The 10823-nt window shown below is 68.7% G+C and carries 10 protein-coding genes; 4 read left to right on the top strand and 6 right to left on the bottom strand.

Translation table 11 applies throughout. From position 1 onward, the window contains the following. Positions 1 to 132 precede the first annotated feature (132 nt). Together H0X95_RS24380 and H0X95_RS24375 are read right to left on the bottom strand one after the other, a co-directional pair. On the bottom strand, positions 133 to 1065 hold the full coding sequence (locus H0X95_RS24380) for an AEC family transporter (RefSeq protein ID WP_195904306.1): 933 nt from the start codon (positions 1063 to 1065) through the stop codon (positions 133 to 135). Positions 1066 to 1238: 173 nt separating this feature from the next. Beyond that, a complete protein-coding gene (locus H0X95_RS24375) occupies positions 1239 to 2123 on the bottom strand; it encodes a LysR family transcriptional regulator (protein ID WP_034202378.1) in 885 nt (294 codons plus the stop codon). Between the two features lie 377 nt (positions 2124 to 2500). Here H0X95_RS24375 and H0X95_RS24370 point away from each other — a divergent pair, with 377 nt between their 5' ends. Continuing rightward, positions 2501 to 2878 (top strand): nuclear transport factor 2 family protein, encoded by a 378-nt coding sequence (locus H0X95_RS24370; protein WP_006482852.1) that lies wholly within the window; start codon positions 2501 to 2503, stop codon positions 2876 to 2878. Positions 2879 to 2902: 24 nt separating this feature from the next. Here H0X95_RS24370 and H0X95_RS24365 read toward each other — a convergent pair whose 3' ends face one another. Further along, positions 2903 to 3703, bottom strand: a complete 801-nt coding sequence (locus H0X95_RS24365) for a helix-turn-helix transcriptional regulator (RefSeq protein WP_006482848.1) — start codon at positions 3701 to 3703, stop codon at positions 2903 to 2905. 130 nt (positions 3704 to 3833) lie between these two features. Here H0X95_RS24365 and H0X95_RS24360 point away from each other — a divergent pair, with 130 nt between their 5' ends. Both H0X95_RS24360 and H0X95_RS24355 read left to right on the top strand, forming a co-directional pair. After that, entirely contained in the window at positions 3834 to 5240 is a 1407-nt protein-coding gene (locus H0X95_RS24360) for an APC family permease (RefSeq protein ID WP_006482833.1), read from the top strand. Between the two features lie 64 nt (positions 5241 to 5304). Beyond that, positions 5305 to 6414: a P1 family peptidase gene (locus H0X95_RS24355; RefSeq protein ID WP_006482834.1), complete on the top strand. Its 1110-nt coding sequence runs from the start codon at positions 5305 to 5307 to the stop codon at positions 6412 to 6414. A gap of 138 nt (positions 6415 to 6552) precedes the next feature. Here H0X95_RS24355 and H0X95_RS24350 read toward each other — a convergent pair whose 3' ends face one another. Further along, positions 6553 to 6765, bottom strand: a complete 213-nt coding sequence (locus H0X95_RS24350) for a hypothetical protein (RefSeq protein WP_006482828.1) — start codon at positions 6763 to 6765, stop codon at positions 6553 to 6555. A 136-nt stretch (positions 6766 to 6901) separates the two neighbouring features. Further along, positions 6902 to 9085, bottom strand: coding sequence for an FUSC family protein (locus H0X95_RS24345; RefSeq protein ID WP_059723401.1), 2184 nt, complete (start codon positions 9083 to 9085; stop codon positions 6902 to 6904). A 188-nt stretch (positions 9086 to 9273) separates the two neighbouring features. On the opposite strand from H0X95_RS24345, the gene H0X95_RS24340 reads away from it, so the two are divergent. After that, on the top strand, positions 9274 to 10221 hold the full coding sequence (locus tag H0X95_RS24340) for a LysR family transcriptional regulator (RefSeq protein WP_012493318.1): 948 nt from the start codon (positions 9274 to 9276) through the stop codon (positions 10219 to 10221). 110 nt (positions 10222 to 10331) lie between these two features. On the opposite strand, the gene H0X95_RS24335 is transcribed toward H0X95_RS24340, so the two are convergent. Further along, positions 10332 to 10634: a DUF4148 domain-containing protein gene (locus H0X95_RS24335; protein WP_006482838.1), complete on the bottom strand. Its 303-nt coding sequence runs from the start codon at positions 10632 to 10634 to the stop codon at positions 10332 to 10334. Between the last annotated feature and the right edge of the window lie 189 nt (positions 10635 to 10823).

Genomic DNA, 10823 nt, shown 5'->3' with positions numbered 1-10823 from the left:
TTCATGTGGCGTGCAATCTCGAAAGGAGGCGTGTGCCGCGAGGCGTGCGTGGCCGCGCGCGGCTAAACGATGCCGAACCGCGCGATGGCTGGCCTGCGGGCCGATTCAGGGAAGGGGGCCGGGCGGGCGTCGTCAGCGGAACGCGGGCGCCGACGCGAGCGCGGTGAGCACGGCCGGCATCGCGAGCGCGGCGGCGATCGTCTGGAACGCGGTGATGCCGGCCATCAGCGGCGCGTCGCCGCCGAGCTGGCGCGCCATGATGTACGACGCCGACGAGGTCGGCAGCGCCTGGAACAGCAGCGCGACGGTCAGCGCCGCATCGCCGAGCCCGAACAGCCGGCCGGCCGCGAGCGTGATGAGCGGCATCGCCACGAACTTGAACGCCGATGCGACGCACACCGGCTGCCACCATGCGCGGGCCGCATCGAATGTCAGCGCCGCGCCCACGCACAGCAGGCCGAGCGGCATCGACGCGGCGCCGAGCGCCCGCACGGCCGGCTCGACGGCGGCCGGAAACGCCAGGCCGCCGGCCTGCATCGCCATCCCGAGCGCGCAGGCGACGACGAGCGGATTCGACAGGATCTGACGCACGAGCGCCGCCGCGCCGAGCCGCGTGTCGCCGTAGCGCGCGAAGACCAGCACGCACATCAGGTTGACGGTCGGCACGATCGCCGCGACGCAGACGGCCGCGAGTGCAATGCCCTTCGCACCGAACAGCCCGGCGGCGAGCGCGGTGCCGACATAGTTGTTGAAACGCACGGCGCCCTGGAACACCGACGTGAAGCCGGCGCCGTCGACCCGCACGAACTGGCGGACCAGCAGAAGAAGCGCCGCGGCGAATGCGGTCGAACCGACCAGCGCCGCCGCGAGCGGTAAAACGGGCAACGATTGCAGCCGCGCATTCGCGAGGCCGTCCGCGAACAGCGCGGGCAGCAGTACGTAGTAGCAGAGCCGCTCGGCGTGCGGCCAGAACGCTGCGGCGATGAAGCCGGTGCGCCGCAGGCCATGACCGAACGCGACCAGCAGCGCGACCGGCGCGAGCGCGAGCAGGATCGGGCCGATCATCGGCGCGCCTTCATGCGGGTCGTGCCGGAGCGCCGGCGCGGCCGGCAGGCAACGCAGCGGAACGACGCGGGAATCCATCCGGCGGACGACATGGCGACATGCAATCGAAAGAGTGACGATGCCGCCAAGTTAACACGCGCAAGCAACAGGAATAATGGTGAATTATCGGGTGTTCAATGAGAAATTCTCATCGATGACGCGGTCACTTCGGCGGCCAGCGCGCGGGCGAAACGTTCGGCCGGACGCGACTGGTGTTCGAGCAGGACGACCGCGCGGCCCATCTGCGGCTGGCCGAACGGCAAGCGCGTGACCGGCGGCAGGCGCGCAAGCGTCGCGTCGGGGAGCGCGACGATCGCCGCACCGAGCCCGCGCGCCACCATGCGCGCGATCGTTTCCGCGCTGTCCAGCACCATCTCCTCGCGCACCCGCACGCCGATGCGGCGCAGCTCGGCGGCGATCATCCGGCCGGCCCACGCCTGCGCGTCGAAGCGAATGAACGGCAGCGCATCGAGCAGCGCGCCCGCGTCGCGTTCCGCATGACCGGGCGGCGCGAGCAGCCAGAACCGATCCTCGTACAGCGTGGTCCACGTCAGTTCCGCCGGATGCGGGCGCACCGGGCGCGTCGTGATCGCTGCGTCGAGTTCGCCGGCCGCGACGCGGTTCGCGAGTTCCACCGACATGCCGGCCGACACGTGCACGCGCAACGACGGATGCGCGGCACGCAGCGCGAGCAGCGCGTCGGGCAGCGGGCCGGACAACGCGGTCTGGATCGCGCCGATCCGCAGCCGGCCGACCAGCTTCTTCTCGTCGCTGAGCGCATCGGGAATCCGGTCGACCATCGCGAGCACCTGCTCGGCCTGCGCGAGCAGGATGTTGCCGGCTTCGGTGAGCACCGGCTGCCGGCGCGAACGGTCGAACAACTGCACGTTGTATTCGCTTTCGAGCGTCTTGATCTGCAGGCTCACCGCCGATTGGGTGAGGCCGATGGCTTCGCCGGCGCGCGCGAAGGTCCGGTAGCGGGCGATGGCGACGAGCGTTCTGAAGGCGCGGAGTGACATGGGCTCGGTGAGATGGACGAACGGGGCCGGCACGCGGATTGCTCGACGATGCCGGCGGCGCAGTGGCGGCATGCCGCTCGGGGTATCGACGACCGCCGAAGCGGACGGCTGGCGCCGGCACGCTGGCGGACATCATGCCCGTGCGTGCGGAAACGGGCAACCGATGCGCGCCCCGGCCTGCGCCGACAGGCGCGGTGCGGGACGGGCGGATCGGCCCGTGCGTGTTTTCTCATGCATGGCGTCGTGCCGGACATGCACGCCGGTCCGCGCACGCGTGAGCGGCCGTGGCCGTGCGTGCCGCCCGTTTCCGTTTCATCGATGCGCCGGGGCGACGCGAGCCGTTGCGGTCACCCCGACCCTTCGCGGAGGTAACGACGATGCCAGACGATCCCGGTGAAGTCGCGCGTGCGAGCTATCGCGCGTATGTCGACAAGAACCGCGACGCGATCGAAGCGCTGATCGCGCCGGACTTCCATTTCACGAGCCCGCTCGACAACCGGCTCGACCGCGACGCGTATCTGGCGCGCTGCTGGCCGAACAGCGCGATGCTCGCAGGATTCGAGTTCGTCGACGTGGCGGTGCATGGCGAATACGTGTTCGTCGTGTACGAAGCCGTCACGACCGCCGGACGGCGGTTTCGCAACGCCGAGCGATTGCGCGTACGCGACGGCCGGATCGTCGAGGCCGAGGTGTATTTCGGCTGGTACGTGCCGCACCAGGCGCCCGATGGCGGGTTCATCGAGGCGGGCGGGTGAAGGCAGTCGCGTGCATCGGCGCACTCATCCCGCCGCGTCCTCACCCAGCGCCTGGATGAACCGCGAAAACAGCTCCGGTTGCGACGAAATTCCGAGCTTTGCATACACATGCCGTCGATGCACCTTCACCGTTTCCGGTGAAATCGCGAGCCGCTCGGCGATCGCCTTCGACGAATTGCCGCGCAGCACCATGCGCGCGATCGACATCTCGCGGTCGGTCAGCACGCCCGCGCCGAAGCGCGCGAGCGCCTGCTCGACACGTGCGCCGAGATCGGCGTCGGGCATCACGCGCGCGGCGTCGCCCACCAGCCGCCAGTGCTGCCGGATCGCCGCGAGCACCCACGGCATCGCGGCCGTCAGCTTGCCGAGCGGCTCGACGTCGAAGCGCGTCGACGCACCGAGCGACAGCGACAGCAGCGTGTCGGCATTCGGCCGCACGAGAATCTGGATCTCGTCGTCGCCGACCGCGTCGCGGAAATAGCTGAGGAAATACTCGCTCTGCCGGAACAGGTCGGGCGCGACTTCCTCGAGCCGGTAGCAACCGTCGGCGAGCCCGTCGTGCGCGGCCTGCAGGAACGGATCGAGCAGATAGACGCCGTTCAGGTAGAGCGGCACGGGCGACGCGCTGTCGGTGCCGCCGGTGTCGTATTCGTCGAGCACGAGCGGCACGCCGTCGCTGCCGACCGCGGTCGCGAGCGCGTTGTCGAACGGCACCATTTCATTGAGCAGCAGCACCAGGAACCGCCAGAAGCGCGGCTGGCCGAGATGATCGATTGCGCGGCCAAGCGCCTGGTGCATTGCGATTTCCGAAAAGAGACGATCCATACCACCACCGGAAGGGCGTAACACGAAGGGGGAATAGCGGTCCTGAAATTGGCTTCCTAGACTGCCACGCAATCAATCGGGCCCGAGTATGGGTTGTCAAAAAAGAGCAGCATAGGCGCAGGAGAACGAAATGGCGATGATGTCGGAATCGACGGGCAGCGTGCAAGCGGCGCCCGCAATGGAAGACGCGCCGCGCGCGCTGTCGCAGACGCTCAGCGTGCGCGACGCAGTGATGATCACCGTATCGGGCGTGACACCGGCCAGCTCGATCTTCGTGATCGCGCCGTTCGCGATCCAGCAGGCCGGCAGCGGCGCCGTGCTGTCGTTCGTGCTCGGCGGCGTGCTCGCGCTCGCGTTCGCGCTCTGCTATGCGGAACTCAGCGCCGCGCATCGCAGCGCGGGCGGCGAATACGTGATGGCCAAGCGCGTGTTCGGCACGCTGCCCGGCTACCTGACCTTCATCACGGTGCTGTCGGTCAGCGTGTTCATCCCCGCCGTGCTCGCGAGCGGTGCCGCGCCGTACCTGAACAACGCGCTCGGCACGCACTTCAGCAACCAGTCGGTCGCGCTGACGATCGTGCTGCTCAGCTATCTGCTCGGCATGCTGAACATCAAGACGAACGCCTGGATCACCGGCGCGTTCCTGGTCGTCGAAATCGGCGTGCTGATGCTGATCGCGGGGCTCGGCTTCGGGTCGCCGCATCGCGGCGCCGAAGTGCTGATCGCACCGGTCGTCGCGAGTGGCAATGCGCTCGTGCCGGCGACGCTCGCGGCCATCGTGCCCGCGATCGGCACCGCGATCTTCTGCTACAACGGCTTCGGCTCGGCCGCGTATCTCGCGGAAGACCTGCGCGGCGGCAACCGCAACGTCGCGAAGGCGGTGATCTATTCGCTGCTCGTGATCCTCGTCGTCGAACTGGTTCCGCTCACCGCGATCGTGCTGGGTGCGCCGTCGCTGACGGAACTGACGAAGAGTGCCGATCCGATCGGCTATGTCGTGCGCTCGCTGAGCAATCCGGCCGTGTCGCGGGTGGTCAGCGGCGGGATCTTCCTGTCGGTGTTCAACGCGATCATCGCGATCGTGATCACGATGGGTCGCCTGCTGTACAGCAGCGGCCGGCATGCGCTCTGGTCGCGCACCTGCAACCGCGCGTTCTCGGCGATCCATCCGCGCCTCGAATCGCCGTGGCTGGCGACGATCGCGCTCGCGATACCGTCGGCCGGGCTCGTGTTCGTGTCGAGCCTCGACGAGCTCACCGCGTTCACGGTCGACCTGTTGCTGCTGATCTACCTCGTCGTCGGGCTGGCCGCGCTAGCGAGCCGGTTCGTGCGCCGCGACGTCGAACATCACTACCGGATGCCGCTGTGGCCCGTGACGCCGCTCGTCGCGGTGGCGGGCGCCGCGTATACGCTGGTCACAACGTTGGCCACCGCGACGAAGCCGACCGACCTGATCATCATCGCGGGGCTGCTGGTCGCGGCACTCGTGATGTACGTGGCCTGGGCGCGCCACAGCGAAGCGTTCCGCGCGCTCTGAGCACCGGATCGACACCTTGCAGCACCGATATACCGAACCATTGAAAGACGGGAGGAATTGCATCATGCGCACGAGGGATCTCGGCATCCGCATCGGACTCGGCACGCCGGGCCGCTTCAACGCGATCACGGACGTACCGGGCGTGCGGGTCGGACATTGCACGCTGAACGTCGAGAACGGCGACGCGTCGATCCGCACCGGCGTCACCGTGATCGAGCCGCGCGCGGGCGCCGTGCACGATTCGCCGTGCTTCGCGGGCGTGCACGTGCTGAACGGCAACGGCGACGCGACCGGGCTCGAATGGATCCGCGAAGCGGGCCTGCTGACGACGCCGATCGCCTATACGAACACGCACAGCGTCGGTGCGGTACGCGACGCGCTGGTCGCGAACGAACGCGAAGCGGCGGCCGGCCGCGTGTACTGGTGCATGCCGGTCGTGATGGAAACCTACGACGGACTGCTGAACGACATCTGGGGGCAGCACGTGAACGCCGCGCACGTGCAGCGCGCGCTGGCCGCCGCGCAATCGGGGCCGGTCGCCGAAGGCGGCGTGGGCGGCGGCACCGGCATGATCTGCCACGAGTTCAAGGGCGGCATCGGCACCGCATCGCGCGTGCTGGCGGACGAGGCGGGCGGCTGGACCGTCGGCGCGCTCGTGCAGGCGAACTACGGCGTACGCGAGATGCTGCGCGTGGCCGGCTACCCGGTCGGCGAAGTGCTGCGGCACGTGCATTCGCCGTTCCGCGACGCGGACGCGAAAGGCGAGGCCGGCATGGGTTCGATCGTCGTCACGATCGCGACCGACGCACCGTTGCTGCCGCATCAATGCACGCGTCTCGCGCAGCGCGCGAGCGTCGGGCTCGCCCGCGTCGGCGGCGGCACCGAGGATTCGAGCGGCGACATCTTCCTCGCGTTCGCCACCGGCAACGACGGCTTGCCGGCCGCGAACTACGGCAGCAAGGGTACGCCGACCACCGGCGTGCAAATGGTCAACAACGACCATATTTCCGCGCTGTTCGTCGCGGCGGCCGAAGCAGTGGAGGAGGCGATCGTGAATGCGCTGGTCGCGGGCGGCGACGTCGCGTCGCGCGGGGCGCGGGTCGAGGGGCTCGGGCCGGCGCGCTTGCTGGATGCGTTGCGCGAAGTGGGTTGGCGGCCGGGGCGCGGCGCCTGAAACGGCAAGCGCCGCTTCAATCGAAGCGGCGCGGGGCGGAACGGCGATGCGGCGATCGGCCGGACCGCCGTCCGCCCGCGCAGGTCATGCGCGCGGTGCGGGCGATACGGGCCTGGCCGTGACGACGCGGCGTCATGCTCAGCTGCCGAAATAGATGTTGCAGAAGCTGACGGGGCCGACGCAGGCATTCGGGTCTTCCTGCTTCGATTGCGCACGATCGACGCGGCCGGCGGCCTTGATCGCCTCGGCGCGGTTCGCCTGTTGCGGTGCGACGTCTGCCGGCGCCGGCTGTGCGTGGGCGACAGCAGCGGTGAGCGACAGGGCAACGAGGGCGAGGTGCAGCGGCTTCATTTGAGTTCTCCTGGGTGAGTGCCAGTCTCGCTGGCAGTGAGGAAACTATAGGCTCGCACTGCTTAAAGATTAATCACCGCGGCTGTAGAGCTTATTTCCATCCGGAACAACGATCCCGTTGCGCGCGCATCGGCCTTCAATGGCGGTGCCGGTTGAACGGCGCGTCCTTGTCGAGCAGCGCGCTGCGCATGAAGTGCAGGCAGCCGACGATCCGCTGCATGCTGCGACGCGCGTCGGGCACCGCGTACCACGCCTGCAGCGTGTGCTGCGCCGCGCGGATCGCGAGATTCACGGATTTCAGCGTGCGTGCATGGTGGCCGGGCGTCGGATCGTCGAAGAAGCGTGGCAGTTCGTTCAGCACCGCGTCGATCGAACCGGTCCAGCGCAGCGTCTGCGGCGGTTTCGACGCGCAGAACGCGTGCAGTTCGTCGCGCAGGTCGATCACCGCATGGCCGACCTCGAGCGTCGACAGCATCCAGCGCATCGCATCGCGATGCTGCCGCGTGCGGCGTACCAGCAGCGTCCGCAGTTGCGCCATCAGGTCGTGCGTGCTCGACTGGAAGCGCTGCGCGAGGCCGTCCGGCGCGCCTTCGCATGCGAGCGTCACCTGGCGGCGCAAGTCGTGCGCGATCCGGCCGGTGAGCCAGGGCATGTGGGTCGGGAACACGACGGCGAACACGAGCGAGCACGCGAGCATCGCGACGACGATCGCCAGCCCGTTGTTGATCAGCACTTCCGGCATATACGCGATCGCGTTGTCGGGGCCCGCGAGCAGGCAGAAAAACACCGCGAAGCCGATCCCGTAGCCGGACAGGCCCGGCCGCATCGCGAGGAACGCGCCGAGGCCGAGCACCGGCGCGAGCGCCGCGCACAGCAGCGGAAAGCCGTCGATGTTCGGATAGACGTAGCACAGGAACAGGTAGCCGACCGCGGTCGCGAACGCCGCGCCGACGCTCATCTGCGCGACGAATTTCGGCGCGCGCGGCGAGGTCGAGCTGAGCGCGCATGCGATCGCGGTGGCGATCACCGCGAGCGAGCCGCTCGGCCATTCGGACGCGATCCAGAATGCGCTCATCGCACCGACGGCGACCACCGTGCGCAGGAAGGCGAAGCCGACGAAGAACGCATTGGTCTTCACCGCGTAATGCGTGACCGAGCGCTCGAATGCGTGGTCGTCCTGATCGAGCGACGCGTAGGTATCGACGTAGCCGAGATATTCGCCGATGAACCGGTACAGCAGCTCGATCGCGGTATCGAAGTCGAGCAGGCCGCCGGCCGCATGGTCCTCGATGGCCCGTCGCGACGCGCGCGCGGCCTTCGGCAACGCACCATGGAAGCGGCGCAGTTCGAGCAGCGCGCCGGTGGCCGGTGCGATGCCGTGCTGGCGTTCGTCGCGCAACGCGGCGAAGCGCTGTGCGAGCGCGTCGACGTGCGGCGCCAGCGCGTCGAGCACCGCGTCCGAATGATTCGCGCGCAGCCGTTTGACGAGCTGGTGCAGCGCATGCAGCCGCGTGCATGCGTTCATGAACTCGCTGTTCAGCCGCGCGAGCCGGCGGCTGCGCGCGCGAATGTGCGGGTCCTCGAACGACGCGAACGCGCGGTTGGCTTCGAAGCCGACGATGTCGTCGACGAAATCGGCGAAGCGCCGTTCGAAATCGCCGCGCGCGACGTCGCCCGCCAGCGCGCCGGCCGTGAACGCCGCGAACGTCGCGTGGCGCGCGCTCAACGAGCGCATCAGCGCCTTCGCGGAACTCAACGGCAGGATCAGCGCGCTGACCGCGCCCGAGCACGCGATGCCGAGTGCGACTTCCGCGGCGCGCGTGAGCGCGGACTGGAACAGCGTCTGCGGCGTCATCACGGCCGGCAGGCCGATCAGCGCGGCCGTGTAGCCGGCGAGCACGAAGCCGTACCAGCGGAAGTGGCGGTTGCGCACCGCGAGGGCGATGCAGCCGCCGATCCACAGCGTGATGCCGGCCATGTACAGCTCCGGCTGCTGCGCGAACAGCCCGCCGAGCGCGAGCGCACCGACGAGGCCGGCCGCCGTGCCGAGCACGCGATAGAAGCTCTTCGCGAACACCATGCCCGACAGCGGCTGCATCAGCACGAACACGGTCGTCATCGCGGTGCGCGGCTGCGACATCTCGAGACGCATCGCGATGCCCATCGCCAGCAGCGCCGCGAGCACCGTTTTCGCGAGATGCAGCCAGATCAGCCCGTCGGTCGCGGCCCAGTCGCGCGCCGCGTTGCCGAGCGGATCGAGCCATGGCCTCCATCGTGCCGGTTCGATGGAAGATCGCTCGATCGCAGGTTGTGGCTTCATGAAAAGAGGGGGCCGGCGCGGTGCCGCGGCGCGTCCGAACGGCCCGTTCGACTGGTGAGGCGCCGATTGTAGGAGCGCGGCGCCCGCGCATTAACGCAGTTGCGGGGAAACGATAGTTGCAGCCGAAGTAACAATCTGTCGCATCCAGTGGAGGAAAATGGCGGCTCCGCTACAGGTTGCTCACAGGAATGGATACCCTACAAAACATGCGGGTGTTTTCGCGCGTCGTCGAGACGGGCAGCTTCACCGCCGCCGCGCAATCGCTGAATTCGACGACCGGCGCGATGTCGCGCGCGGTGTCGGAGCTCGAGGCGCGCCTGCGCACCCGTCTGATGAATCGCTCGACCCGCCGTCTCGCGCTGACGTCGGCCGGCGAAAGCTATCTGCGGCGCTGCCGCCAGATCCTCGCCGACGTCGACCGCGCGGAAGAAGAAGCGAGCTGCGCGCACGAGCGCCCGGCCGGTGTGCTGCGCATGCACAGCTTCGCGAGCGTCGGTCACCACTACGTGATGCCCGCGCTGACGCGCTATCACACGCAGTACCCGGACGTGTCGATCGAGCTGTCGCTGTCGCAGCGCATGCCCGACCTGTTCGACGGCACGAGCGACATGGCCGTCGTCACCGCGTCGTCGCTGCCCGATTCGGAACTCGTGTCGCACCTGCTCGGGTCGACCTTCAGCATTCTGTGTGCGTCACCCGACTACGTGAAACGGCACGGCGTGCCGGCCCGCCCGCAGGATCTCGCCGCGCACGCGTGCCTGACGCTGTGCACGCCGGCGTTTCCGACGCACGAATGGGTGCTCGAAGGGCCCGAAGGCGTCGAGCAGATCCACGTCGCCGGGCCGGTGCAGACCAATACCGCCGAATCGCTCGCGCTCGCGATCCGCGACGGCATCGGGATCGGCATGCTGCCGCTGTATTCGGCGATCGACGCGCTGCGCGACGGCACGCTGGTCCGTGTGCTGCCCGCGCATATCCTGCAGAAGATGAACGTGTATGCGCTGTACCCGTCGCGCCGTTTCGTCGATGCGAAGGTGCGGACCTGGGTCGAGATGTTGCGTGCGCAAGTGCCGGGAATGATTGCGCGCGACGTCGAGATGCTGAACGCGATCGACCGCGAACCGCAGGCCGCCTGAGCGCAGGCCGCCTGAACCCCGCGCGCGCATCGGCGCGCGGCGGGTTGTTTCCTGCAAACATCCACTACGCGTCGCTCGCCATGCATGCTCGATGCGAGCGACGCACGTCATCACAGCGCGGGCTTGGCCGCCGCGCCCGATTCGGTTGCAGGCGCCCCGGCCGGGCCGTAGGCGGCCTGCGCCGCTTTCCGCTCGGCGAGACGCTTCGCCTGCAGTCGTTCCTGCGCCGCCAGGATGTCCTCCGGATAGTTGCCGACTTCACCGCGCGCCGGGTTGTAGCCGACCGATTCGAGATCGATCAGTTCCTGCAGCACCTGCGCGCGCGTGACGGGCGACTTCGCCTGCTGGGCGAACGACAGGGCCGGTGCGGCAAGCAGGATGGCAGCGGCGGCGGTAACGACGAGCGATTTCACGAGGTTCTCCTGAATACGGGGTGGGTGGCCGGATCGACGCGCGACGCGCGGCTCCGACCTTCCACGTCAGTCTACGCAGCGGGCCGATGCGCAAACACCCCGATTCCAGGAGGGCTGCGTTCCAGAAGCAACAACATTGGCGCTGTCACCCGCCGCGGCCGGACCCGTGAGCAAACACGGGCGCCGTGC

It is taken from the genome of Burkholderia sp. 9779_493, assembly GCF_015712215.1.
Classification (GTDB): Bacteria; Pseudomonadota; Gammaproteobacteria; order Burkholderiales; family Burkholderiaceae; genus Burkholderia; species Burkholderia cenocepacia.
The sequence above is the reverse complement of the archived record's forward strand: the minus strand, read 5'-3'. Positions and strand labels throughout refer to the sequence as shown.

What these genes read in the sequence shown, in the direction of transcription:
- H0X95_RS24380 (WP_195904306.1), bottom strand. Translation starts at nt 1,065, where the DNA reads ATGATCGGCCCGATCCTGCTCGCGCTCGCGCCGGTCGCGCTGCTGGTC.
- H0X95_RS24375 (WP_034202378.1), bottom strand. Translation starts at nt 2,123, where the DNA reads ATGTCACTCCGCGCCTTCAGAACGCTCGTCGCCATCGCCCGCTACCGG.
- H0X95_RS24370 (WP_006482852.1), top strand. Translation starts at nt 2,501, where the DNA reads ATGCCAGACGATCCCGGTGAAGTCGCGCGTGCGAGCTATCGCGCGTAT.
- H0X95_RS24365 (WP_006482848.1), bottom strand. Translation starts at nt 3,703, where the DNA reads ATGGATCGTCTCTTTTCGGAAATCGCAATGCACCAGGCGCTTGGCCGC.
- H0X95_RS24360 (WP_006482833.1), top strand. Translation starts at nt 3,834, where the DNA reads ATGGCGATGATGTCGGAATCGACGGGCAGCGTGCAAGCGGCGCCCGCA.
- H0X95_RS24355 (WP_006482834.1), top strand. Translation starts at nt 5,305, where the DNA reads ATGCGCACGAGGGATCTCGGCATCCGCATCGGACTCGGCACGCCGGGC.
- H0X95_RS24350 (WP_006482828.1), bottom strand. Translation starts at nt 6,765, where the DNA reads ATGAAGCCGCTGCACCTCGCCCTCGTTGCCCTGTCGCTCACCGCTGCT.
- H0X95_RS24345 (WP_059723401.1), bottom strand. Translation starts at nt 9,085, where the DNA reads ATGAAGCCACAACCTGCGATCGAGCGATCTTCCATCGAACCGGCACGA.
- H0X95_RS24340 (WP_012493318.1), top strand. Translation starts at nt 9,274, where the DNA reads ATGGATACCCTACAAAACATGCGGGTGTTTTCGCGCGTCGTCGAGACG.